The organism is Streptomyces sp. NPDC042102 (genome assembly GCF_055582305.1).
The window spans coordinates 1,269,007-1,293,890 of the sequence record NZ_JBVJDL010000001.1 but is presented as its reverse complement, the minus strand read 5'-3'; the positions used below and the strand labels follow the sequence as shown (position 1 = coordinate 1,293,890).

The 24,884-nt window shown below is 74.9% G+C and carries 19 protein-coding genes; 11 read left to right on the top strand and 8 right to left on the bottom strand.

Going from position 1 to position 24,884, the window contains the following annotated elements; genetic code table 11:
- Nucleotides 1–10: 10 nt before the first annotated feature.
- Nucleotides 11–2,263: a hypothetical protein gene (locus tag ACZ6KO_RS05295; protein ID WP_469300198.1), complete on the bottom strand. Its 2,253-nt coding sequence runs from the start codon at nucleotides 2,261–2,263 to the stop codon at nucleotides 11–13.
- Nucleotides 2,264–2,592: 329 nt separating this feature from the next.
- On the opposite strand from ACZ6KO_RS05295, the gene ACZ6KO_RS05290 reads away from it, so the two are divergent.
- From ACZ6KO_RS05290 to ACZ6KO_RS05270, 5 genes are all read left to right on the top strand, one after another.
- Nucleotides 2,593–3,039: a DUF6153 family protein gene (locus ACZ6KO_RS05290; RefSeq protein WP_469300194.1), complete on the top strand. Its 447-nt coding sequence runs from the start codon at nucleotides 2,593–2,595 to the stop codon at nucleotides 3,037–3,039.
- Between the two features lie 126 nt (nucleotides 3,040–3,165).
- Entirely contained in the window at nucleotides 3,166–3,807 is a 642-nt protein-coding gene (locus ACZ6KO_RS05285; RefSeq protein WP_469300192.1) for a DUF305 domain-containing protein, read from the top strand.
- A 216-nt stretch (nucleotides 3,808–4,023) separates the two neighbouring features.
- Entirely contained in the window at nucleotides 4,024–4,452 is a 429-nt protein-coding gene (locus ACZ6KO_RS05280) for a hypothetical protein (RefSeq protein WP_469300190.1), read from the top strand.
- 616 nt (nucleotides 4,453–5,068) lie between these two features.
- On the top strand, nucleotides 5,069–6,193 hold the full coding sequence (locus ACZ6KO_RS05275) for a PLP-dependent cysteine synthase family protein (RefSeq protein WP_469300188.1): 1,125 nt from the start codon (nucleotides 5,069–5,071) through the stop codon (nucleotides 6,191–6,193).
- Nucleotides 6,190–7,494 (top strand): MFS transporter, encoded by a 1,305-nt coding sequence (locus ACZ6KO_RS05270; RefSeq protein ID WP_469300186.1) that lies wholly within the window; start codon nucleotides 6,190–6,192, stop codon nucleotides 7,492–7,494. The genes ACZ6KO_RS05275 and ACZ6KO_RS05270 overlap by 4 nt, the downstream gene beginning before the upstream one ends.
- Nucleotides 7,495–7,597: 103 nt before the next feature.
- Here the strand turns inward: ACZ6KO_RS05270 and ACZ6KO_RS05265 are convergent, their stop codons facing one another.
- From ACZ6KO_RS05265 to ACZ6KO_RS05235, 7 genes are all read right to left on the bottom strand, one after another.
- A complete protein-coding gene (locus ACZ6KO_RS05265) occupies nucleotides 7,598–9,499 on the bottom strand; it encodes a hypothetical protein (RefSeq protein ID WP_469300183.1) in 1,902 nt (633 codons plus the stop codon).
- 109 nt (nucleotides 9,500–9,608) lie between these two features.
- Nucleotides 9,609–10,190, bottom strand: a complete 582-nt coding sequence (locus ACZ6KO_RS05260; RefSeq protein WP_469300180.1) for a GAF domain-containing protein — start codon at nucleotides 10,188–10,190, stop codon at nucleotides 9,609–9,611.
- A 25-nt stretch (nucleotides 10,191–10,215) separates the two neighbouring features.
- Nucleotides 10,216–11,049 carry a S8 family peptidase gene (locus ACZ6KO_RS05255; RefSeq protein WP_469300178.1) on the bottom strand — a complete coding sequence of 278 codons (834 nt, stop codon included), beginning with the start codon at nucleotides 11,047–11,049 and terminating at the stop codon, nucleotides 10,216–10,218.
- Nucleotides 11,046–14,189 carry an ATP-binding protein gene (locus ACZ6KO_RS05250; protein ID WP_469300176.1) on the bottom strand — a complete coding sequence of 1,048 codons (3,144 nt, stop codon included), beginning with the start codon at nucleotides 14,187–14,189 and terminating at the stop codon, nucleotides 11,046–11,048. The genes ACZ6KO_RS05255 and ACZ6KO_RS05250 overlap by 4 nt, the downstream gene beginning before the upstream one ends.
- A 40-nt stretch (nucleotides 14,190–14,229) precedes the next feature.
- Nucleotides 14,230–14,472, bottom strand: coding sequence for an aroma-sacti cluster domain-containing protein (locus ACZ6KO_RS05245; RefSeq protein WP_469300174.1), 243 nt, complete (start codon nucleotides 14,470–14,472; stop codon nucleotides 14,230–14,232).
- On the bottom strand, nucleotides 14,469–15,131 hold the full coding sequence (locus tag ACZ6KO_RS05240) for a hypothetical protein (RefSeq protein ID WP_469300173.1): 663 nt from the start codon (nucleotides 15,129–15,131) through the stop codon (nucleotides 14,469–14,471). Before ACZ6KO_RS05240 ends, ACZ6KO_RS05245 begins: the two co-directional genes overlap by 4 nt.
- Complete coding sequence (locus ACZ6KO_RS05235) at nucleotides 15,128–16,213, bottom strand: radical SAM protein (RefSeq protein WP_469300170.1); 1,086 nt, start codon at nucleotides 16,211–16,213, stop codon at nucleotides 15,128–15,130. Before ACZ6KO_RS05235 ends, ACZ6KO_RS05240 begins: the two co-directional genes overlap by 4 nt.
- Before the next feature lie 543 nt (nucleotides 16,214–16,756).
- Between ACZ6KO_RS05235 and ACZ6KO_RS05230 the strand changes: the two genes are divergently transcribed.
- The 6 genes from ACZ6KO_RS05230 to ACZ6KO_RS05205 are packed head-to-tail and all read left to right on the top strand — an operon-like array spanning nucleotide 16,757 to nucleotide 24,763.
- A complete protein-coding gene (locus ACZ6KO_RS05230) occupies nucleotides 16,757–17,980 on the top strand; it encodes a glycosyltransferase (RefSeq protein ID WP_469300166.1) in 1,224 nt (407 codons plus the stop codon).
- Entirely contained in the window at nucleotides 17,952–18,914 is a 963-nt protein-coding gene (locus tag ACZ6KO_RS05225; protein ID WP_469300164.1) for a DUF6895 family protein, read from the top strand. Before ACZ6KO_RS05230 ends, ACZ6KO_RS05225 begins: the two co-directional genes overlap by 29 nt.
- A 14-nt stretch (nucleotides 18,915–18,928) precedes the next feature.
- Complete coding sequence (locus tag ACZ6KO_RS05220; protein ID WP_469301554.1) at nucleotides 18,929–20,152, top strand: radical SAM protein; 1,224 nt, start codon at nucleotides 18,929–18,931, stop codon at nucleotides 20,150–20,152.
- A 2-nt stretch (nucleotides 20,153–20,154) separates the two neighbouring features.
- Nucleotides 20,155–21,084 (top strand): DUF6895 family protein, encoded by a 930-nt coding sequence (locus ACZ6KO_RS05215; RefSeq protein ID WP_469300162.1) that lies wholly within the window; start codon nucleotides 20,155–20,157, stop codon nucleotides 21,082–21,084.
- Nucleotides 21,081–22,604, top strand: a complete 1,524-nt coding sequence (locus ACZ6KO_RS05210) for an MFS transporter (protein ID WP_469300158.1) — start codon at nucleotides 21,081–21,083, stop codon at nucleotides 22,602–22,604. The genes ACZ6KO_RS05215 and ACZ6KO_RS05210 overlap by 4 nt, the downstream gene beginning before the upstream one ends.
- Before the next feature lie 11 nt (nucleotides 22,605–22,615).
- Nucleotides 22,616–24,763: a prolyl oligopeptidase family serine peptidase gene (locus ACZ6KO_RS05205; RefSeq protein ID WP_469300154.1), complete on the top strand. Its 2,148-nt coding sequence runs from the start codon at nucleotides 22,616–22,618 to the stop codon at nucleotides 24,761–24,763.
- Nucleotides 24,764–24,884: the final 121 nt, after the last annotated feature.

Genomic DNA, 24,884 nt, shown 5'->3' with positions numbered 1-24,884 from the left:
CGGGTACGGATCAGTGGCAGCCACGTGTGTGGGCCGTGACGAACGTGTACCCGTAGGGCAGTTCCCAGCCGTCGGCCTTGCCCAGCCCCCGGCAGTACTCCCGGAACGCCGCTCGCTGGACCGCGCTGGGCGAGCATCCCGGCCTCAGGCGGCGCAGATGGCCGGCGACGAACTGGACGGCTCGCAGTTCCTCGCCGCTCGGTTCCGCATCGCCCCAGGGGCGCCTCACCCGGTACCGGGCGGGGCGGTAGCCGATGAGGGGGATCTCCGGTTCACCGTCGCGCGCGGGGTAGTGCGGTTGGCCCCAGGCGTCGCGGCTTCCCACGGCCGGCTCCAGGAGGCGTTCCGCGAGGAGTTCGGCGACCGCCGTTTCCAGGGCGGCGGCCTGTGACCGGGCCGGCCGGCGTCCGTAGGCCGCGTGCGGCAGGACCGACCGGTCCAGCAGGGCATGACCGTCCAGGGTGAGCAGCCCGCAGCGGCGCACGGTCCGCATCACCAGGTGCCGGGGTCCCAGACCCGCGGCCGTGTCTCCGTGGCGATCACTGCCCGGTGCGTCCTCCCTGGTGAGCACGCGCGGGTCGAAGCAGTGGCCGATCACTCGGCCCCCGACCTCCACCGGGTCCTCGAGCGGTGCCGTGGCGGCGCGGATGAGCGTGCCCGCGCGTGGCCAGCGCAGCTCCAGCACCAGGCCGGGGAAGAAGTCGCCGGGCCAGGTGACGCCGGTCAGCCGGCCGGTGCCTGCGTCGAGTTCGGCGGTGACGTCCTGGACCGCCGGGTCCTGCGCGGGGCCTTGGGCACGATGGGCCAGTTCGAGGCGGGACGCGGGGTGTGGGCCGTACGACCGGTGGAGTTCCCGGGCGACGTCCGGGTGCAGGGGGAGCCAGCCGTCGGTGAGGTGGGCCAGCCGCAGGGGCAGCCGCCAGACGATCTCGTCCGCGTCGGTCCGCAGCAGTTCGCTGGGGCCCAGGGCGGCGTCGTCGGCGAGCGGCAGGTCGAGCGGTTCCACCTCCGTGTCCGCGTCGGGTTCCGCGTCCGGCTCCGGCGGCACACGGACCGTGGACGCCCAGCCGCGTCCGGCCGGGTCCAGGGGGTCTCCGGGAGCGTCCGTGTCGGCGGGGTGGTGGGACCTCCATATGCCGCCGCCCTCGAACGCGTCGTCGAGCGTGATCCGCGACCCGTTGTCGAACCGGCCCCGGTCGCTGTCCCGTCGGACGACGTCGGCGAGCGCCACGTTCGCCCGGCACACCGCTCCGGCGTACCCCACTCCCCTGAGCAGTTCCCGCGCTCCGGGGAACGCGCGCAGCCGTGGCCCGATCGCCGTGTACACGCTGACGGGCGAGGTGGAACCGTGGCGCCGCCGTGCCGGCGTGGCGGCGTGTTCCACCGCTGCCGCGAGGGAGCGGAGGTCGTCGCCGCCCAGCGGGCCGGGGTCCCGCCAGGCCCCCGCGAGGGAGGCCCGGGTCATGGCGTAGTGGCCCCAGGTGCGCAGGACATGGCTGGACGCGAGGACGCCGCGCACGGTGTCGAGGAGGCCGAGCAGGCCGGCCCGCAGCCGGTCGTCGTTCGTGCCGCCCACCAGCGCGGCGAGGGAGACCGGCACGAAGGGACTGAGCAGCTGGTCGCGTGCCGTCGTCAGGAGATGGTCGGCGTAGGCCGTCGGGTCGTCGCGCCGGGCGGCCTCCCGGGACGGGTGGCAGGCGGCCACGAGGACGTGCCCGTCCCCGTTGATCCACCGCCGGCGTAACCTCAGGCGCTGGAGCTGGGCCGGAGAGAGGCTCAGGGCCGGGCCGAAGGCGTGGAGATCGGGGACCAGGAGCTCGGTGCGTCGCGGTGCGTGAGCGTTCCCGGGGCTGCCGGGGCCCTCGGCGCCCGCGGGTGCCCCGGACACCCAGGCCGGTACGTCACCGAGGTCGCCCAGCTCAGGGTGTGCGCCCTCCTTGTAGACGATCTCGGCGTAGAGCGGGTCCGAGCCGGTGACGACGCACACCATGGCACCCACCGGGAGTACGGGTGCCGTCCCGCCGGAAGTGATCACGGGGAAGTCCTCGAGGCGTAGCGGGCTGCCGCCGTACCCGTCGCCGCCGAGGTCGTAGCCGAAGTACACGGAGTTGAAGGCGACGGCGGTGTGCACCGGCGCCGGCCGCACCGCGACGACGGCCTCGAGGTAGCGCCGCAGCCCGTCGCGGTCCCGGTCGGGCACGGCCTCGTAACCCCTGGTCATGGCGGGGGTCAGGAGGGCCCGGTCACCGTACGGGTCGGGCACCTCCGTCCCGTCGCAGCACGCCGGTGGGGCCTGCGGCCCCGAACGCCCGCGGACCGCTGTTGACGCATACGAGTCCCCACCCATGACACCTCCGCCGCCCTACAGCTCCGCCCCGGCCGAGTCTGCGGTTGTGCACGCAGCGTATGCCCGCGCGTGGCGGTTCGCGGGTGCTTTCCTCACTTCGCCCGGTTCGCCGGGTGAACCGGGGGGAGCCGGACCGTGACGCGGAGACCGCCGGCGGGGGCCGGGGCGAGGTGTGATCGGGCCGGGCAGGGCCTTCGCTCCGGCCCCGGCCGCCGGCCTCTCGGACGGCCCCGTACGATGCCCCCATGGCCATTGCCGCGCAGCCCACGAGACGCCGCCCCGCCGGGCGCGGCTTCGTGCTGCTCGTCCTGGTCCTGCTCGCCGGGATCCTCGGCATGCACGCCTTGACGCCCGGACCGGCGGCCGCCCCGCACGCGGCGATGGGGCACCCCTCGACCGCGACCGCGGCCACGACCTCGTCCGGTGCCCACGCGTCGACCACGGCACACGCACCGGCCACGGCCGGGCCCGGTGAGGACTGCTCGCACACGGCCGGCGGTTCGCGCCACGTCGACCACGCGGACGCCACGTGCGCCGCGACCGGCGTCTCCTCCGCCTACGCGCCGCCGCCCCTGGTCGCCGGCGCCGTGGTACCCAGCGGCCTCTTCGCATGGCTCGCGGCCGTGCCCGAGGGGGGCGTGAGCGGCCGGGCCCCGCCCGATCTGGCCGAACTGCAACTCCTGCGGATCTAGAGCGACCGCCGCGGTCTGCCCACCGCCCGCGTCGGCGCCGGGGTGGGCCGCGTCCACGGACCGTCTCTCATCCGTACCGCACGCATGCCCGCGTACGCGGCATGCGCAGCAAGGAGTTGCATCCGCATGACCACCAAGCGTTCCCTTTTCCGCCGTACCGCCGCCACCCTCGCCTCCGGGGCGGCCCTGCTCGTCCTCGCCGCCTGCGGCAGCGGCGACGGCGACTCCGCGGGCCACGGCGGCCACAACGGCGGGACCAGCGGCTCGCCGTCCGCTCCGGCTTCCGCGCCCGCCTCGCCGGCTCAGCACAACGCCGCCGACACGGCCTTCGCGAAGGGCATGATCCCCCACCACCGCCAGGCCGTCGAGATGGCCGACCTCGCGCCGTCGCGCGCCGGGTCCACCGAGGTCAAGACGCTGGCCGAGGCCATCAGGAAGGCCCAGGACCCGGAGATCCGGACCCTCTCGGGCTGGCTCACGTCCTGGGGCGAGCAGGTGCCCGCCGAGGGTGCCGTGGACCACGCCGCGCACGGCACGGGCGGAATGATGACCGCGCAGGAGATGGACCAGCTGAAGGGCGCCTCGGGCAAGGCGTTCGACACCGCCTTCATGGAGCTGATGATCAAGCACCACGAGGGGGCGGTGGCCATGGCCAGGACGGAGCAGGCGCAGGGCGCCTTCCCCGGGGCCCGGACCATGGCGGAGGCGATCATCACCTCCCAGTCCGCCGAGATCGAGCTGATGAACAAGCTCCTCGGCAAGAACTGACCGGTCGGCCGACCGGCTGACCGGTCGTTTGACCGGCTGACCCGCTGATCACGGGACCGGGGCGGACATTCGTACGCCGCCCCGGTCCCCACCACGCCCCTTTTCCCGCCCGGCAGCCCGGCCGACTTCACGATGCGCCGTTTTCCCGATTCATTTTCGGCCGAACACCAAAGAATGAGTTGCAATGCGCCGCATGACACACGCTAGGATTACGGCATGATCACAGCGCGGTCACCTATCGGTGTGCTGCGGACCCGCACATTCTCGGGTCCGCTGTGCGCGCTGTGGTCCGTGCTCCTGCTGGTGGGTCTCATTTCCCTGCACAGCACCACCTCCCGGCACCATGCCACCGCTCACACCACCGGCACGGTCGTCGCGGCCGCCGGCTTTTCCGCGACCCCTTCCGCGACTCCTTCCTCGGGCCCTTCCTCGGGCCCGGTCGCCTCGGACAGCACGGCCCACCACGGGGTGCAGTGCGCACCCGAGCGTGCGGCCACCGCCACGGTGCCCCCGTACTCCTGCTGGGGCACCCACGCGGAGCGCGCGTCCACCGGTCCCGTGCACCCCCTGGTCGCCGGCACCGCGGCACCGGGCGGCAGCCAGGTCACCGAACCGGCCACGGCCTCCGTCACGCTCCGGATCTAGAGCGCCGGCCTTTCCCCCTACCCGGCGGTCCGGCCGGTCGTCATCGACGGCGGACCCGATCGCCGAGGGCATTCAGCACGGCCGGAATTCACCGGCTGCTGCCTTCATTCCCTGCGTCGCATGAGGAATAGAGAACGCCTCGTGGAGGAAAAGTGTCGGACCGCGCACACGGAATTTCCGTACGCGTCGGGATTCCCGCCCGAAAACTGATCGCCGGCTGTCTCTTCGCACTCTTCGCTGTTGTCGTATTCGGCTGTCTGGAGCATTCGCCGGCCGGCGTTCACCCCCACGGGCCGTCGGCGCCGCCGACCGTTCATCTCGCGTCCGGATCCGTCGTCGGCCATGGCCACGAAGGGCCGCTCACGGGCGCGTCCTGCGTTCCGGCCACTGCGGTCCCGCGCGCCGACACGGCCGCGCCCCGTACGACGCAAGGCCCCACGGCCGACGGCGTGCTCACCGTCGTACCGGCCCGGCGGCCCGGGCCGGTGGCGGCGTATCCCTGCGGGCCGCCCGGCCCGCGGACCGGCCGCACCACTCTCACGGACCTCTGCCGGTGGCGGATCTAGACCTCGTTCGCTTGCGCGATCCCCCGCCCATCCACGAACGAGAGCAGACGATGTCCTCCCTTCCCACCGAAAGCCCGTCCGTCGCCCGGTCCGCCCTGTCGGGGCTGGTCGGCAACACCCCTGTGCTGCGCGTGACCGAGCCCTTCGCCCCCGACGGCCGGGGCTTCTGGGCCAAGCTCGAAGGCTTCAACCCCGGCGGCATCAAGGACCGGCCCGGCCTCCACATGGTCGAACGCGCCCGCGCCCGCGGGGACCTGAGGCCCGGCGCCCGGATCATCGAATCCACCAGCGGCACCCTGGGGCTCGGCCTCGCGCTGGCCGGCATGGTCTACGGCCATCCCGTCACCCTGGTCACCGACCCCGGCCTGGAGCGGTCGATGACACGGCTGCTGACCGCGTACGGCGCCCAGGTCAACCTGGTGTCCGAGCCGCACCCCACCGGCGGCTGGCAGGAGGCCCGCCGCGAGCGGGTCGGGCACCTGCTGTCCCGGCACCCGGACTCATGGTGCCCGGACCAGTACAACAACCCGGACAACACCACCGCCTACACGCCGCTGGCGCTCGAACTGGCCGCCGGACTGGGGCACATCGACGTCCTGGTGTGCAGCGTCGGCACCGGCGGCCACTCCGCGGGCATCTCGCGGGTCCTGCGGCAGCTCTACCCGGACCTGCGGCTCGTCGGGGTGGACACCATCGGCTCCACGATCTTCGGGCAGCCGGCCAGGCCCCGCCTGATGCGCGGTCTCGGCTCCAGCATCTACCCGCGCAACGTGGCGTACGAGAACTTCGCGGAGGTGCACTGGGTGTCCCCCGCCGAGGCCGTCTGGACGTGCCGGCAGCTCGCCTCGTCCCACTACGCCACCGGGGGATGGAGCGTCGGTGCGGTCGCCCTGGTCGCCGGGTGGCTGGCCCGGACCCTTCCCGCGGACACGCGCATCGCCGCCGTCTTCCCCGACGGCCCGCAGCGCTACCTCGGCACGGTCTACGACGACGACTACTGCGCCGCGCACGGGCTGCTGGACGGCCCGCCCGCGCCCGAACCGGAGGTCGTCGGGCGCGTCGACGAGAAGGAGGTCACCTGCTGGACCCGGTGCACGAGTGTCCTCGACCCGCTGACGCTCCAGGACACGGCCGAGCCGTCGGCCGCCGGCGGGGCGGGGGACGAGCAGCGGTGAAGAGCACCCTCGCACAGGTCCGTTCCTACGAGCGGAGCGTGCAGTTGCTGATGGTGAACCAGTTCACCATCAACCTCGGCTTCTACATGCTGATGCCGTACCTGGCGGCCCACCTGTCCGGAACCCTGGGGCTGGCCGGCTGGATCGTCGGACTCGTCCTCGGCGTACGCAACTTCAGCCAGCAGGGCATGTTCCTGGTCGGCGGCACGCTCGCCGACCGGCTCGGCTACAAACCGCTGATCGTCGCCGGCTGCCTCCTGCGCACCGCCGGCTTCGCCGCCCTCGGGTTCGTGGACTCGCTCCCGGCCCTCCTGGCCGCCTCGGCGGCCACCGGGCTCGCCGGCGCCTTGTTCAACCCGGCCGTGCGCGCCTACCTCGCCGTGGACTCCGGTGACCGGCGCGTGGAGGCCTTCGCCCTGTTCAACGTGTTCTACCAGGCCGGTATCCTGCTCGGCCCGCTGGTGGGCATGGTGCTCACCGGCGTGGACTTCCGGATCACCTGCCTCGTCGCGGCGGGCATCTTCGCCGTGCTGAGCATCGTCCAGATCCGCAGCCTGCCCACCCGCCGGGCGGAGCGGCCGCCGGAGAAGGAACCGGCGGGCCGGGAAGGGGTGCTCGCGCAGTGGCGGGGCATCCTGGCGAACCGGCGGTTCCTGCTGTTCTCCGCCGCCATGACCGGCTCGTACGTGCTGTCCTTCCAGGTCTACCTCGCCCTGCCGCTCGAGGTGCGGCGCCTGGGTGGTGACGGCCCCTTCTCCGCCGCGGTGGTGGCCGGGCTCTTCGCCGCCGCGGGACTGGGCACCATCCTGTTCCAGACCCGGGTGACGGCCTGGTGCAAGGCCAGGATGGCGCCCGGCGAGGCCCTGGCCTGGGGGCTGCTGACCATGGGCGGCGCCTTCGTCCCCCTCCTGGCCGCCGCAGCGGTCCCCGTCCCGGACGCGGGACCCGGGTTGTGGTTCCGCGCCGCGGCACCACCGGTGCTGGCCGCGCTGCTGCTGGCACTCGGCACGATGATCGCGTACCCCTTCGAGATGGACACCATCGTCCGGCTCTCCGGCGACCGGCTCGTCGCCACCCACTACGGGCTCTACAACACCGTCTGCGGCATCGGCATCACCGTGGGCAATCTGCTCACGGGCGCCGCGCTCGACGCCGCCCGGGCGGCCGGGATGTCCGCCATCCCGTGGATCTGCCTCCTGATGCTGGGAGTCGTCTGCGCCGGCGCCCTCTACGGCCTGCACCGCACCGGCCGCCTCGCGGAACCCGCCCGTGAGACCCGGACGGCACCCGCGACCGCCTGACCGGCGCGCTCCGCACGGCCGCCGGCCGTCCGTATCCGGGGATACGGACGGCCGGCGGTCCGTGGCGCCCGCCCACCACCCGCTCGGGGGCAGGTGCCGACTCCTACGGCGCGGTCAGGAGCTCCTCGATCGTGCCGCGTTCGGGGTGGTCCGGGCAGCGTCCCGCCAGCCGTCGGTAGAGCCGCTGCCAGGCCGCTTCGTCCGACACCGGCAGGTGCTCGTGGACCAGGGCCGCAAGGCGCTCCACCGCTTCCGCGATCTGGGCGGGGGCGTCCGGCCGGCAGCGGGCGTCGCCGAGGTGGCGCAGCACGCGCGGGCCCCCGCCCACCCGGCGCAGCAGGTCGTCAGGGGTGATGAGGCCCTTCGTGAGCAGGTCTTCGAGGTATCCGGTCGTCTTGTCGAACGTGCCGGTGTAGTCCAGTCCCGCCCGCAGCACGCTCTTGTCGGCGATCCAGTGCTCGGCGTAGGAGCGGTGGCTGCGGTGGTCGCGGCGTATCGCGTCGATGTGGCGGGCCGCGACATCGGCCGGGGTGCGGGGGCGGTTGACCATCTGGGGCCAGTACCGGAAGGGTTCGCGCGCGTGCTCGGCCTCCAGCTGGTTCCAGTCGGCGTCCGGGAAGAGTTCCATCAGCCGGTCGGCCGCGTCCGCGCCGGCCCGCGGGCCGAGGCCGCGCAGGCGCGAGACGAGCTTGGCCGTGGTCAGCTCCTGGTCCACCCGGGCCCGCAGGGCCGCGAGCGGGTCGGGAGCGGCCAGCGCCTTCTGGCAGATGCGGGTGACCGCGGGGCTGACGACGCCGGTGGCGAGCAGGGCGGACAGCCGGGCCGGGCCCGCGTGCCGCAGCAGGGTGAGGCAGCCCGTCAGCTGCTCGGGCATCTTGAACTTCTGCCGGTGGCTGCCGGCGAACGCCGCTTCGACGAGCTCCGGTTCGAGGGCGTGGAGGCAGTCGGGGAGCGCGTTCCACGGGATGCGGTCGACGTACGGTGCGAGCGCGACCGTCGGGTCGGTGAGGGCTGCGCGGCGCTCCTCGGCGGCGACGTAGAAGTGCAGGTCCAGGACGGCGAGGTGGAGGTCCGGATCGCCGTGTTCCAGGAGCCGCAGCGCGGTGCCCCGGGCCAGGTCGGGGCTGCGGGCGATCACCAGCAGGGCTTCCCGGTCCCCGCGGCGCCGGAGGTGTTCCAGGACCGCTCTGGGGGTGCCGTGGCGCAGGGCGACGACGTACTGGGCCAGCAGGGTGCCGGTGCCGGCCGGCAGTACGGGCATCAGGGCGTCCAGGACGTCGGCGTCGCACCGGCGCAGGACCTCGCCCGCCGGCCACCACCACCGGGCGTCGAACAGCTGGTCCTCGGTCTTCCGGCCCGCCAGGGGGCGGTCGGGCAGCAGGCCGGCCGGGTCGGCCGGGACCGTGTCCCGGGACCGCCGCACCAGCGCGGGCCAGCTGAGCAACGGCTCGGGTCCCGCGGTGCCGGGCCGGCAACGGTCGTCGACGGTGGTGAGCAGTTTGAGCCAGGCGGCCGGGTCCGATCCGAGCGAGGCCTTCAGGTGCGTCCACAGTTCCCGTTCGAAGGCACGGCGCGCCCGCTCGAGGTCGAAACGGATGCGGTACGGCATCGTCCAGCGGGCCGGGTAGGCCCCGACGATGTCCGCGGCGCTGACGGCCCCGGCCTCGTAGGCCGCCACCAGGGCGTCCGCGCCGGCCGGGAAGCGGTCGGGGGAGGCCGCGCCGGCCGTCACGTCCTGCCGCAGTCGCTCCAGCGCCGCCGCCCCGTCGGCGGGCCGCGCCGGGTGGGGGTTACCGCTGTCCGTCGGCAGCTCGCAGCGGTGCCATGCCTCGGTCAGCCACTCGGGGCGGCCGACGGCCCGGGGGTACCGGCTGGGATGCGTACGCCCCAGGAAGCGCACGGCATCGGGGTCGGCGGGCAGCGCGGGGGCGCCCCCTCCCGCGTCCGTCGCCAGGCGGCGCAGGAGGTCGATCGCCGCCACCGCCGCCTGGTGGACGCCTTCCATCGGTGCGTCGTACGGACGGGCTCCCATCGAAGTGCCTCTCCCCCTGCTCGTTCTCCTGGATCGAGCCCCAGTCCATCACGGGGGTCTGACGGTGCGGCGAGCGGGCCGGTCACTCCCCGACGAGGCGGCGGGCTTCCGAGAGCAGGCGCAGGAGTTCGGTGCGCGCGGGGTCGTCCGGGGTGTCCGGGGCCGGCCGGGGCCCGTAGGTGGTCAGGACGTGCAGGGCGACGGCGGCTTGACGGGCGAAGAGGCCCAGCAGGTCGAGCTCGGGCAGGCCGGACCGGGCCTGCGGGGACGGGTCGAGCACCTCCAGGACGCCGAGGACCCGGTCCCCGCGGATGAGAGGGGCGGCCATCAGCGCGTTCGGGACGTAGCCGGTGGACTCGGCGATGTCCCGGTCGAAGGAGGTGTTGTCGTGCAGGTCGTCGACCACCATCGGCTCCCCCGAGGCGGCGACCCACCCGGCGATCCCCCGGCCCGCCGGGAACCGCCGGCCGACCAGGAATTCCTGTCCCTGCCCGGAGACGGCCTCGAAGATGAGCTCGTCCGCCGCGGCGTCCAGGAGCATGATGGAGCTGGCCTGCGCGCCGAAGATGGCGCGCGCGGTGTCCACCACCGACTGCAGGAGCTCCGCCACCGCCGGATCCGGCCGGGGTGCTGCGGATACGACTGGGGCGATCGTCTGAGCCATGGGGCTTCCCTTCCGGCGCCGGTCGTTACCGGCAGCCGTGGACACGGACGTTGGCTGCGGACAGGTACAGGGCGTTCTTCAGCTGGAACGGCGTCAGCCGGCGGCCGCTCGACAGGATCCGCGCGCAGAGCCCCGCGATGAACGGGGTGGCGTAGCTGTTGCCGGAGCTGCGGATCGACGTGCCACCGAGCCACGCCACCTGGACGCCCTGGCCCGGGGCGAAGAACTCCACCGGGGGCTCGGGGTTGTAGAGGTGGAGATCCGGGTCGTCCTCCTGGTGGCTGCCGACCGAGATGACCGAGGAGAAGCGCCAGGGAAAGCTCTCCACACGCGTGTTGTGCGCGGCGGCGACGATCACGGTCTGCTGGAAGTACGCCTCGTCGGCCAGCCGGCGCAGCTCGTTCACGAAGCGGTCGTGGGTGGTGGACAGGCTCAGGTTCACCACGTCGAACCGCTGGCGCACGGCCCACCGGATTCCTTCGAGCAGGACGTCCCCGCTGCCGGAGAACCGGTCGCCGAGCACCCGGATGCTGGACAGCTCGCAGTCCGGCGCGACGCGCCGGATGATCCCGGCGCAGGCGGTGCCGTGACCGCAGGCGTCCCCCTCCTCCGTCTCCTCGACGTGGACCCCGTCGTCGTCCTTGAAGACGCGCCATGACCGGTCGACCGGGCCGACCATGGGGTGGTCCCGTTCGACACCCGAGTCGACCACGCAGACACGTACACCGTGCCCGGTGCCTCCGAGGAGGCCCTGCTCGGGCGGGTCCGGCGGCCCGTCGGCCTCGACGGGCACGTCCGCGGGGCCCCGCCCTCGCAGGGCCCAGGTGAGGGCGGGCGGTGGTTGCTGGGCGGTGGTCATCGTCGTGCTTCCTTTCCGGCTCCGCCGGCTCGTCCGACGGCGCGGCCGTGCCCGGGCGGACGGCTGTGGCAGCGGGAGACCATGGCCTCGGCCTGGCGTACGGCGGGGAGATGGCCCTTGACCGCGAAGCGCCGGCGGGCGCGCCCGGCCGCCGCGGCCGCTTCGGCCGGGCGGCCCAGCGCGAGGGCGGTACGGGCGAGGTCGAGGGCGGCGGTGCCCTGGACGAGGGGCGAGTCGGTGCGGGCGGCGGAGGCGAGCGCCCTGGCGGCCAGCCGGGTGGCGGTCCCGGCCTGGCCCCGCGCGGCGGCGATCCGGGCGCGCAGGCCGTCGAGGTCCGCCGACTCGGCGCGGGGCCGGGCCGGCTGCGCCCGCTCCTCCTCCAGTTCGGCGAGGGTGCCACGGGCGGTACGCCAGTCGCCCAGGTCCAGCCGGATGCGGGCGGCGTCGAGCAGGGCGACGCGCAGCAACGCCGTGGCGCCCAGGTCCCGCGCGGCGGCGACGGCCCGCTCCAGGCTCAGGAGCGCCTCCTCCCGGCGGCCGGTCAGGTCGGCCACGGTCGCGGTGAAGAGCGGCAGGAAGGCGTCGGCCTCGGCGTAGCCCAGCCGTTTCGCGAGGTGCTCCGCCTCCGCGAGGCAGGCCAGGGCCCCGTCACGGTCGTCGTGGAGGGCCAGCACCACCGCCAGGGGGCAGTTGAGCGTCAGCCGGACGGCGCGGCGGCCGGCCCCCTGGTCGGCGAGCAGCTCGCGGCAGCGGGACACCGCGTCCGCGACCGGTTGGGGGCCGCGCCAGAGCGAGACCCCGAACGCGCCGAGGGCGGCGGCCCGCTCCGGCTCGGCGTCGGCGCGTACCGCGTGGTCCAGCGCGCGGGCGAGCAGCCGCTCCGCCGCCCGGTGCCGGCCCTGTTCCTGGGCGCGCTGGGCCAGCCGCAGGCAGGCCCTGGCCTGGCCGAGGTCGTCGCCGGCCGCCGCGAAGACCGGCAGGGTGGCCTCGGCGGCCTGGGCCGGTGACTCCTCCGGTCCCGCGGACCGGCCGGCCGAGGCGAGGGCGAGGCGGGCGTGCGCGGTCTCCACCGCTTCCCCGCCGCCGGCCGGGGCCTCGGCCAGCACCTCCTCGAGCAGCGCTCTGCCTTCGGTGCCGCGCCCCAGGTCCAGGAGCGTCTGGCCGAGCCGCCGGCGGGCCGCCGTTCGTCCCGGCTCGCCCGCCGCGTACCGGGCCGTGGCCCTGGTCAACACGTCGGCCGCCCACACGGGGTCGGCGTGGGCCAGCGCCAGCCGCCCGGCCTCGGCGAGCGCGTCGGCGGCGCGCCGGCGCAGCCCGTCGGTGTGCGCGTCCTGGGCGCCCAGCTCGACCCGGTAGCGGTAGGCCTGTTCCAGATGGCCGCCGACCGCCGCACTGCCCCGCTGCCGGACCGAGTCCAGCCGGGCCGCCCGTTCGTGCTGGTCGGCCCGGTCCTGCTTGGACTGGCTGGCGTAGACGACCTCCTGGATCAGCCCTCCGGCGAACCGGAACGCCCCGCCGTCCGGCCTGATCAGGCGGTGCCGGACCAGCCGGTGCAGCAGGGGCCGGAGCCCGGACCCGGTCCACGCCGGCGCGGGATGTCCGGCGAGCGCCGTCAGCTCGCCGGCGGTGAAGTCGCCGCCCAGCACGGATGCCAGGCCCAGGGCCCGGTGCTCGGGCGGGTCGAGCGCGTCGATCCGGGCGCCGATGAGGGCCTGGAGCGGGAGCGGGACGCTGTCCGCGTCGACGGGGCCGCCCGCGACCAGCAACTGCTCCAGGTGCAGGGGGTTTCCGCCCACCCGGGCCAGGACCCCGGGGCCGAGCGGCTCGTCGTGCGCCGTGCCCCCGGCCAGCTCCGCCGCGAGACGTTGTGCCTCGGCGTCGGTGAGCCCGCCCAGCGGCACGGCGTCCACGGCCAGCTCGGGTCGTACGTCGAACAGCTGGGGGCGGGTGAGCAGGACGATCAGGACGGCCGCGTCGGTGAGGGCCCGCAGCAGCCGGTCGAGGGCGTCGAAGAGCGGCTGCGCGGCCCAGTGGCAGTCGTCGATGACCAGTACGACGGGCTCCGCTTCGGAGAGCCCGGCAAGGACCTTGGCGAGCGCGGCGCAGGTGTCCGCCGGCGACGGGTTGGGCGTCCCGTCCAGGAGCAGGCCCTGGTGGAGCAGATCCAGTTCGGGCGACGGTACGGCCGTGCCGCCGCTCCTGAGCAGGTCGGCCACGGCATCGGCGAGCGGTCCGAGGCTGGGCCGTTCGCCACGGGCCCGGCAGCGCCCGACGCCGTGACGGGGGCCGCCGGCCGTGGCCGTGGCCCGCTCGAGCCACTCCCGTAAGAGTCTGGTCTTGCCCTGGCCCGCCTCCCCGCCGATCACCAGGCGATCGGCCCGGCGGGTCCGGACCACCCGGTCCAGCGTCCCGTCGATCAGGGCGAGTTCGCGGGTGCGGCCGACGAAGGCGAGGTCGAAGCGGCGCAGCGCCTCCGGGTCCGTCGCCTCGTCCAGGCCGAGCAGGCGGTGCGCGGCGACCCGGTCGGCCTTGCCCTTGAGCAGCAGCGGGCCGGTCCGCGTCGTCCGGACGCCCGCTCCGGCGGCCGCCAGGGTGCCCGGTCCGATGAGGATCTCCCCGGCGGCGGCGTTCTGTTCCAGGCGCGCGCCCACGTTGACCACCTCGCCGGAGACCATCGCCTGCCGCAGGGTCGCCGAACCCGTGACCGCCTGGCCGGTGTTGAGGCCGATGCGCATCTCCAGCCGGACGCCGACGCCCTGTTCCAGCTGGTCGTTGAACCGGGCGAGCGCCTCCCGCATGGCCAGGGCGGCGGCGACGGCGCGTCGGGCGTCGTCCTCCCGTACGGTCGGCACGCCGAAGACGGCCATCACGGCGTCCCCGATGAACTTCTCGACGGTGCCGCCCTGTTCCTCGATCCGCAGCCTCATCAGGTCGAACCAGCGCAGCGTCACCGAGCGCAGGGTCTCCGCGTCCAGTGCTCCGGAGAGCGCCGTGGAACCCACCAGATCGCAGAAGAGGACGGTGACCACCTTGCGGCCGGTCGGCCTGGCCGTGACCGGCCCGGGGGCGCACGGGCTGCCGCAGAAGGGGCAGAACCGGGCGTCGGGCGGCAGTTCGCTCCGGCACGAGGCGCAGTGCATGGGTTCCTCCGGTGGACGCGGGACCGCGGCGCGGCCGGGGTCAGAAGAGCGCGCCGCCGGCCACGTCGGCGTGGGCCTGCACCTCGGGAGCCGCCGCGTCGAGCCGCCCCCTGATGTCGACGAGCAGGGCCAGTTCCTCCGGGGCGAGCGCGCGCAGGACCTCGTACTGCTCCTCGCTGAGGGCGTCGAGGTCGAACCCCGCGGCGGCCAGCGCCTCCAGGGTGGGCTCGGACGGGGGTGCACCGGAGGAGGCGTTGTCGTACGGCGTGGTGTCCTCGGTCACGGGTGTCCTCCGGGGTCGGCGGCGAGGGAGAGGAAGAGCCGGGTGAGCAGGTGCGCCGTGTGCAGCGCGCTGACGGAGACGGCGGTCTGCCGGTCCGGGGCCGGCGCGAGTGCGTCGAGCACCCGGTGCAGGTCGGTGAGGTGGCCGCCGTCGAGCTCGGCGTGTTCCCTGAGGGTGCGGAACGCGCCGTCGGGGAGCCCGGTGGCCTCGGCGAGGCGGTCGGCGAGCCGGGGCCCGGGGGCGTTGCCCTCCAGGACCGCGATGTACCCGAGCAGGGTGACGGGGTGCTCGTGCTCGATGCGGTAGTACTGCGCCCCGGCGAGTTCGACGACGGCGGGGGGCGGCACGGCGGCCGGCCCGGCACCGGCGGCGGCGAGGTCGTCGAGCAGCCAGGTGTCGTGGTCGCGCTCTTCCTCGGCGTGGCGGGTGTAGTACGCCGCGAGGTGGCGCGCGGCCGGGTCGTCCAGCTCGGCGCACCGCTCGGCGGCCCGTTCCAGCAACGGCACCGAGGCCCGTACGAGCGGATGCATGGCCGCCAGGTAGCGCAGGTACCGCTGCCGCAGTCCGTCCGGTCGCCACAGGTGCGCGGTCGCGGCTCTCAGGACGGTGGTGGTGGGCGCGAGCTTGGTCCTGAGCGCGAGGGATGCGGAGGCGGTCATGGACGGCTCTCCGCCGGTGCGGGAGGCGACTCCACCAGGTGCGCGTAGCGGGCGCAGCCCAGGCGCCGGACCAGGGCGGCGGGTCCGGCGGCGAGCTGCTGCTGCGCGCCGAGCCGGTCGAGGAGTTCGCCGACCCGGCCGCCGGCGTCGCGGGCCGCGCCCGCGAGGACGTCGGGGCGGTCGGCGAGTGCGTGGCAGCTGCGGCAGTAGCCGGCCGGGGCGGGCGAGGTCCCGTAGCGGGCGTGCATCCGCTGCGGGCCGACGGCGCGCAGCATCCGCAGCACCGGGGAGTCCAGGGAGCGCTCGCGGACGGCCGGCCAGTCGTCGTCGGCGATGTGTCCGAGCCGCAGGTGCCGGGGAACGGGGCGGCGGTCCACCGTCCACTGGTTGCAGCAGGCGGCCACGGTCCCGTCGAAGGCGACGACCGGCCAGGCCGCGAGGGTGCACGGCGTCGCCCGGGAGCCGTCCGGTCCGGCCGGCGTCGCCGGGGCGAGGCCCGCGGCGCGGCCGAGCGGCCGGACCTCGTTGACGAGCAGGGGCACCCGGCCGGCGAAGACACGGCGGACGTCCGCGACGGCGTCCGCCAGGTACGGGTCGTCGGGTCCGGTGCCGGTGAGGTGGATGCTGGCGGGGATCCCGGCGTCGAGCACGGCCCGGAGGGCGCGCAGCATCTCCGCGCGCGGGACCTCGCGTTCGTGGTGGACGTCCAGGCTCGCCGAGAAGTGGTCGAGGGCCGTGATCGCCCGCATGATGCGGTCCGGGACGTGTCCGTCACGGGCGAAGAACATTCCGCTGAGCAGCGCCACGCGGGAGCCCGCGGCGCGGGCGAGACCGGCCAGGCGAGCGGCCAGTTCCGGCAGGAGCAGCGGTTCGCCGCCGGTCAGCATGACCACCTCGGGGCGGTCCTGGGCGCCGAACGAGCCGATGAAGCGCAGCAGGTGTCCGGGGTCGGGCTGCTCGGAGGCCGACATGGAGGAGTCGGTGGAGCAGTGCGCGCAGCTCATGGGGCAGCGGCGGGTGAGCGCGACCAGCAGGCCTCCACAGGGCACCGGGCGCAGGCCGATGAGCTCCGCCAGCTCCACGTCTCCTCCTCCGCAGGTCGTGCCGCGCGCTCGTGCCGCGCGCGGATCCTGTGCCCGGATCGTGCCCGCGCGCGCCCGGCTTCCGGTTCACGAACGCCTGGCGATCGGTTGGTGCGCAGGCCGGAGCGGCCGCACGGCGGGGCGCGGCGCGGCGTACCGCGGGGGGTGCGGCGGGGTCCGGGGGCGTACCGCGCCGGTGTGCTCGGCGTATACCGGCGCCGAACCGGTGGCCAGGCGTTCCCGTACCCGGCGTCCCTAGCTTCCTTCTCGGACGGCGCCACAACGACGCCGCCGACGAAGGAGGACGAACATGTCTGAGAACACGAAGCCGCAGACCGAGACCGAGGACATCGAGGTCGTCGCCCACGGCGAGGACGAGGAGGCCGAGGCCGGCTGCATCATCAACCACTCCGCGGAGATGTGATCTCTCTTCACCGAGGCTGAGCACCGCGCGGGCCCCCCGGCTCTCGGCAGATCCTGCCCGGAGCCGGGGGCCCGCGGCCACCCTGGCACCGGACCGCCACACCGTGGGAGCGGCACATCGTGAAGATCCTCCTCTGCCCGCTCAGTGACGGCGGCTACCTCTATCCGGCGATCGCGGCCGGCCGGGAACTGCGGTGCCGGGGCCATGACGTCAGTGTGCTGGGCCGGTCCGCCGCGGCGACCGTCGCCGCCGATGCCGGCCTGCCCTTCGCGGCGGCCGAGGACTTCGGCGGCCACCGGGCGTTCTCCGTCACGTGGTGGGGGCCGACGGGCGCGGCGCAGTACCGGGCGACCGTACGCGCGGCCAAGGAGTCGGGGGCCGACCTGCTGGTCACCTCCGCGCTGTGCAACGGCGCCCTGCTCGCCGCCGAGACGCTGGACATCCCGGTGGTGGTGGTCGGGCTGTCGGTGCACCTGTGGGACTACCGGGCCGGCGGCGACGACGAGCCGCACCTCGGCCGGACCCGGCAGAGCCGGACGCGGGACTGCCTGCGGCTCTACGCCGACGTCCGGGAGGAGGCCGGTCTGGCGGGGCGTGCCTGCCGGTGGGGGGACGAACCGCTGCTGGGCGACGCGTTGCTGCTGCGCGGGGACCCGGAGCTGGAGTACCCGGGTGCGCGGCTGCCCGAGCGGGTCCGGCACGTGGGACCGCTGCCCTGGGAGCCGACGCCCGACCCCGGGGAGGTCGAGGCGATCGGGGAGCGGCTGGCGCGCAACGGCAAGCCCGTCGTCTACGTCCATCTGGGCCGCTTCTTCGAGGGCAGGAGCCTGTGGCCGCGGCTCAACGAGGCCTTCACCGGCGGCCGGTTCCAGGCCGTGGTCGAGCAGGGCCGCTCGACCGACCCGCGGCCCGCCCCGGATGCCGACGTCCTGCTGGTCCGCAAGCGGTGGATGGGGCCGCTCGTCGACCGCGCCGGCCTCGTGCTGAGCAGCGGTACCTCCGCGCCCGTGCTGGCGGCGCTCCTGCGCGGCCGGCCCCTCGCGCTGTCACCCAACGGTTCCGAGCAGCCCCTGCTCACCGGCGCCTGCCTGCGGGCCGGGGTGGCCGTGTACGTCCCGAACGACCCGTCCGTGGCGGCTGCGGCGCTGCTGGAGTCCGCGTGGCGGGACGACGGTCTGCGGGCTCGCGCCCTGGTGCTCGGCGGCAGGCTGGCCGCGATGGGCGGCGCGGCGCGCGCGGCCGACATCGTCGAGCGGGTGGCCGGCGCGTCCGCCGCTCCCTCGGCCGGGGTGTCCGTTTCCTCGAAGGAGAACCATGAGTACGCGATCAGCCGGCCTCGATGAGGCCGTGACCAGCCTGTCGGTGGGCACCCGGCGGTGGATCGGGCTGCACGCCGCCTACCTCGGCTCCCCGGCCGCACACGCCGAACTGCCGGTGACCCCGCGCGTGAAGGCCCTCCTGCAGCTCGCGATGCTGCGCCGCTACTGGGCGGAGCGCGCGCCCGCGGAGCCCGCCCTGGCCGAGGTGACCGGGGTGGTCGAACACGTCTGGCAGAGCCCCGGCTTCCCCCGGCTCCTCACCCTGGACGGCAGGTACGCACGGCAGTTCGAGCTCATGTACGCGGCCCTGGCGCCTGCCGGGGCCGCCACCGACGTGCCCCAAGCCCTGCTGGAGCGGCTGGCGGCCGGCAGCTACCTGACGCCGGGCCGGAAGCCTCCGTTCCTGCATCTGGAGGCCCGGTTCTACGCCGATCTCGCGGGCGTCCGGCACCGGTTCGCCCCGTACGAGGACCTGTACGAGGCCAGTCCGCTCCCCCGCGCCGCCACGCTGCCCGTGGCGGACCTGGACGGCTGCCAGGTCGCGCACACCGTCTGCTACCTCAGCGACTTCGGCCTGCGCGCTCCCCGCGTTCCCGAGGCGGAACGGGAGCGGGCGCTGCTCGTGGTGGAACGGCTGACGGACCACTGCGTGGGGCTCGGCGACTGGGACGTCGTGGCGAAGCTGCTGCTCGCCCAGTACTGCCTGGGCGCGGATCCGCTGCGCACCCCCTCCGGCGCGGCCGGCCTGCGGATGCTCGGCGCGGCCCAGGCGGCGGACGGAGCGATCCCCGGACGCTCCGCCACCGACCGGGCCCCGGCGGACGCCACGTCCGTCGCGTACTTCCGGAAGTCCTACAAAGTGACCCTCGTCGTGGCGCTGATGACGCTGTTCGTCACCGGCGGCCGGACCGGCGAGCCTGCCCTGACAGCGGCAGCGGCCCAGCGGGAGACCCTGTGAGCATCGACCACGTCATGAGCATCCGCCCGGCCGTACCGTCAGGACCGGCGCAGGCGCCCCCCGCGCCGCTGCCCTCCGGCGCCCGGCTCCTGAAGGGCGAGCGGAACTGGTGGTTCCTGGGCCCGGGCGGGGTGGCCCGGCTCCGTGACCGGCACGTCACCGCCGACGGGGGCCTGCGCCCCGACGCGGAGCGGCGGCTGCACGAGAGCGGCATGTTCACCGTCGGCCGGATCAGCGCCTACTCGCTGACCGTCCTCACCAGCACCCACTGCAACCTGGGCTGCGGGTACTGCTTCCAGAACACCGCCCAGGACGAGGCGGGCGGCAGCCGGCCTCCCCGGATCGGCCGGACCCGCCTCACCTCGCGGACCATCACCGAGATCCTCGGGTTCACCGAGCGGCGGATGGCCGCCGCCGGCCTGGAGAAGCTCAGGATCCTGCTCTTCGGCGGGGAGCCGCTGCTCAACCCGCGCGGCTGTCTGGAACTGCTGGAGCGCGCCGCGGGGATCGCGCCGACCTCGGCCTGGATGATCTCCAACGCGACGCTGCTCACCCCGTCCCTCGCCCGCCGGCTCGCCGATCTGGGGCTGACGTCCGTCCAGGTCACGTTCGACGGCGATCGGGCCGACCACGACCGGATCCGTGTCGGCCGGGCGGACGGCGGCGCCACCTTCGACAAGATCGTCGGCAACATCGCCAAGGCCTCCGAGAACACCCCGCTCCAGTGGACGCTGCGGGTGAACGTCTCCCAGGAGACCTTCCACGGCGTGGACACCCTGATCGACCGGCTCGCCGCCGCGCTCGACCCGGCCCGGTGCACGCTGTACTTCGCCCGGATCGGCGACGTGGGGGTCGGCTACGCCAACAGCCTGCTGCACACGGGCGAGCTGCCGGACGCCTTCGCCCGGTGGCAGCGCCGGTCGCTCGACCTGGGCTTCACCGTGAGCCGCCCCGGCGCCCGCAAGACCTGTGCCACCTGCGGCCACGCCGACGGCCGCTACGGCGCGGTGGTGAGCGCCGACGGCACCCTGGCCAGCTGCTGGGAGACCGCGGGCAAACCCGACTGGGAGGTGGGCACGGTCACCGACGGCTACCGGCCGGGCGCGCAGACCCGCGACCGCTGGATCGGCTGCCAGGACCTCTACCGCTACGACGAGGACGCGCGGACGCTCGCGAGGTTCCGCGACTCCGTCGACACGGCCCTGCTCGACTATCTGCACGAGACGGGGCGCCTGTAGTCATGCCCTCACCCCTGGAGCGGCTCTCCGCCGGCGCACTCGGCTGGCTGGGCGGGAATCTGGACCACTTCGACCCGTTCTCGGCGAGCGCCCGGTCGGCGACCCACGGCAGGGCGAAGGCGGCGCTGGAGCTGGCGCTGCTCTGCCACTGCGCGGCGCGCCTGGCCGACCGTCCGGAGGCGCTGGGCGGGGCGGCGGCGCTGGTCCGCAAGCTCTGGCAGGACCCGGATCTCCCGCGGCTGTTCGCCGACGTCCCGGCGTACGCGTCCACGTACCGGTTGGTCTACGCCGCACTGGCACCCGACGCGATCGACGACACCCAGGTCCGGGCGGCGCTCGCGCGACTCGACCCCGGCTTCCTCGCGCCGCGGGGGAAGTCCCCCTATCAGCGCATCGAGATCCGCCACTACGCGGACAAGGCCGGGGTCCGCCACACCGTCGAGCCGTACGCCGAGCTCCTGCCGCACAGCCCGCTCGTCGCGTTCCGCGCGGCCGGGCCGGGGGACGCGATGGCGCGGGACGGGGCGCCGCTCACCGGCCCGCAGGCGTACGCCGTGACGCACACCGCCTTCTATCTCGGCGACTTCGGCCGGGCCGCCCCCCGGCTGGACCCGGACGCTCTGGCGCACGCCAGGGACCTGGTCGACCGGTTGCTGCGGCACAGCGTCGGGCACGAGCAGTGGGACCTGGCCGCGGAGCTGGTCCTCACGCAGTTCATCCTGGGGAGCGAGCCGCTGGACACGCCCTCGGGCACCGCGGCCGTGAAGTGCCTGGTGCGGGCCCAGCGGCCCGACGGGGCGATCCCGGGCCGGTCGGCGGCGCTCGCGGCGCATCCGTCGGCCTCGGCCGGGGAGTTCTTCGCGAAGGCGTACCACACGACCCTGGTCACCGCCCTCATGGCACTGATCGTCTCGTCGCCGAGGCCGTCATGACACGGCGCCCGGTCCTGATCAACCGCGACTTCACCCGGCTCTGGTTCGGCCAGGCCGTCTCGTCCGTCGGGGACGCCGTCTTCAGCACGACGCTGGTGCTGTGGGTGGCCACCGTACTGGCGAAGGACGAGTCGTGGGCGCCGCTGGCGGTCAGCGGCATCGTGATGGCGTCGAGCGTCGCCGTGCTGGGCATCGGTCCGCTCGCGGGCGTCTTCGTCGACCGCTGGGACAAGCGCGCCACGATGCTGCGCACCGAGGTGCTCCGCGGCGGCCTGGTGGCCGCGCTGACAGCCGTCGCCTTCCTGCCGGCCGGTACCCTCCCGGCCGGTGTCTGGCTCGCTCTGGTCTACGCGACCGTGCTCCTGCTCCACGCGGCCGGCCAGTTCTTCTCCCCGGCGCGCTTCGCGGTCCTCGCGGACCTGGTGACCGGGGACGCCGACCGCGCCCGGGCGGCCGGCATCGGGCAGGCGACCGCCGAGACGGCCTGGATCATCGGGCCGCCGCTCGCCGCGCCGCTGCTGTTCACCGCCGGGCTGCAGTGGGCCCTGGTCTTCAACGGTCTCTCGTACGCCGTGTCCTACGTCGCGATCCGTTCCATCGGGGTACGCGCGCCGGGCGCGGGCTCCGCCGGTCCGGGCGCCGCGCAGCGGTCCGCCGGGCGGCAGGGCGGCGGGCGGCAAAGCGGCGGGCTGCGCGCGGAGTTCGTCGACGGACTGCGCTTCTTCGCGGGCAGCAGGTTCCTGGTGGCACTGCTCCTGCTCGCCGTCATAGGCCAGTTCGGGGTCGGAACGCTGAGCACCCTCAACGTCTTCTTCGCCACCGACAACCTCCACGCGGACGCCCGCCTCTACGGATACCTGGGCATGGCCATGGGTGCGGGCGGGATCGCGGGCGCGCTGTGCGGGGGCCGGGTGGTGCAGTGGCTCGGGGCTCGCAGGACCACCTGGATCGGCCTGCTGGTGAGCGGGGTGCTGCTGGTGGCCTACTCCCGGCAGACCGGCTTCCTGGGCGGGCTCGCCCTGCTCTTCGTCTTCACCGTTCCGCTCACCATGCTGAACACCGCGATGTCACCGCTGCTGCTCGCGGCGGCGCCCCCGGACTACCGGGGCCGGGTGATGGCCGTGTTCTATCCGGTGACGAAGCTGGCGTCGATGCTCTCCGCGGCCCTGTCCGGCTGGCTCGCCGGATCCGTGCTGCGGGACGTCGGGGGCTCGTTCGGCGGGCTCCGGTTCGGGCCCGTCGACACGATCATCGCCGCGTCGGGGGTGATCGTCCTCCTGGCCGGCTTCTTCGCGATGGCCGCCCTGCCCGGCGTACGGGGCACCGAGAAGGCCGCCGGGGAATCCGGCGCCGACACGGCCGGGTCCGGGACGGCGCGCCCGGCGCCGGCCGGGAGGCGGGACACCGAGGTCGTCGCCCATCAGGAGGACAAGGAACGCCCCGCCCGCGCCGGCAACCGGCCCGACGACCCCCGGCCCGACCACTCCCGGCCCAACGACCCCCGGCCCACCGACCGATGAGGGAGGAACGAGTGCCCCCGGAACCGCGCCGCTACCCGCTCGCGGAGCGGCAGGACCTCGTCGAGGAACTGCACGGTCTGCGCGTCCCCGACCCGTACCGCCGGCTGGAGGACGCCGAGTCCCCCGCCACCCTGCGCTGGGGTGCGGAGCAGGAAGCGCTCTACGCGGCGGAACGGGCGTCCTGGGCGGACCTGGAGCGCTGGACGGCGGAGGTGGCGGCGATCGACGCCGTGGACCGCGCCCGGCCGCCCGAGGTCCGCGGCGGCCGGGTCTTCTGGCTGCGGCGGGACGCCGGTCAGGAGCATGCCGTCCTCATGGTGGCGGAGGCCGGGACGGACACGACGGAGCGGGTGCTGCTGGACCCCACTGCCCTCGACCCGTCCGGACGTACCGTGCTCGATGCCTGGGAGCCCTCCGTGGAGGGCGATCTGCTGGCCTTCCAGGTGTCCCGGAACGGCACGGAGGACTCGCTGCTCCAGGTGCTCGACGTGGCCACCGGAAAGTTCGTCGACGGGCCGGTGGACCGGGTGCGGAAGTCGTCGATCGGCTGGCTGCCCGGCGGCGGGGCGTACTACTACGTCAGGAACCTCGACCCTGCGCTGCACCCCGGCGAGGGCCGCTACCACCGCCGGGTGTACCTGCACCGGGTCGGCACGGACCCCGGGTCGGACGCCCTGGTCTTCGGCGAAGGACGGGACAGGACCCAGTTCTACAGCGTGTCCGTGACCGCGGACGGCCGCTGGCTCGCCGTCACCGCCACGCTCGGCACCGGCCGCGGCACCGACCTCTACCTGGCCGACCTGTCGGCGGGGCCGCTCGAGCGCCCGGAGCTGCGCCCCGTCCAGGAGGGCAGGGACGCCGCGACCCGCCTGTACGCGGTGCCCGGCACCGGTCCGCGGGACCTGGTGTGGCTGCGCACCGACCGTGACGCCGCGCGCGGACGCGTCGTCGCGTGCCGGCCGGCCGACCTGCACCTGGGCCCCGGCGCGTGGCGCGAGGTGGTCCCCGAGCGGCCCGACGCGGTGCTGACCCATCTCGTCGTGCTGTCCGGTCCGGAGCTGAAGCACCCGCTCGGCCTGGCCGCCTGGACCCGGAACACGGTGGCCGAGATGACCGTGCACGACCTGGTCGAGGGCCGGCAGGTCGCCACGGTCCCGCTGCCCGGCACCGGCGCGGTCGGCGACTTCTCGGCCGGACCGCCCGGTGGTCACGAGGCCTACTTCGTCTACACCGACTTCGTCACACCGCCGCGGGTGCTCCGCTTCGACGCCCGGACGGGCCGTGCGACGCGCTGGGAGCGCGACGCCCCGGACGCCCCGGACGCCTCGGGCGTCGGCGGTGCGGTCACCCGCCAGGTCGCCTTCCCCTCACGGGACGGCACGACGGTGCGCATGTTCGTGATCTCCCCCACCGGCCGTCCGGACGTGGCGCGTCCGGCGCTGCTCACCGGCTACGGAGGCTTCGGCAAGACGATGTCGCCCCGGTACCGCGCCCAGGTCCTCGCCTGGGTCAGGGCGGGCGGGGTGTTCGCCTGGGCGGGCGTGCGCGGCGGCGGCGAGGAGGGCGAGGCCTGGCATCGGGCGGGCAGCGGGCGGAACAGGCAGAACTCCTTCGACGACTTCGCCGCGGCCGGCGACCGCCTGATCGCGGAGGGCTGGACCGAGCCCGGCCGCCTCGCGATCATGGGCGGCTCCAACGGCGGGCTGCTGGTGGGCGCCGCCCTCACCCAGGAACCGGGGAAGTACGCCGCCGTGGTGTGCATGGCCCCCCTGCTGGACATGGTCCGCTACGAGCGGTCCGGCCTCGGGCCCAGCTGGACGCCCGAGTACGGCAGCGCGCAGGACCCCGCGCTGCTGCCGACGCTGTTCGGCTACTCCCCCTATCACCGGGTCGTACCCGGGACGGCGTACCCGGCGGTGCTGCTGGTCGCCGCGGACGGCGACACCCGGACCGATCCGCTGCACGCCCGCAAGATGTGCGCCGCGCTCCAGCACGCCTCGTGCGGCACCGGTCCGGTGCTGCTGCGGCTGGAGCGCGGCGTCGGTCACGGCGACCGGTCCGCGTCCCGCGCGGTCGCCCTGCAGGCCGAGTGCCTCGCCTTCCTCGCGCGGCACGTGGGGCTCCCGGCCCCGGAAGGACCGGGTCCGGCGACCCCGTGACACGCGGGCTCCGGCCGCTCGACGGGGGCGGCCGGAGCCGGCGGCGGGGATCAGCGCTCCGCGGCCGCACGGTGCGAGGCGGAGGCGGAGGCGGTGGCGGGCGGCCGGGACCTCCCGCCCG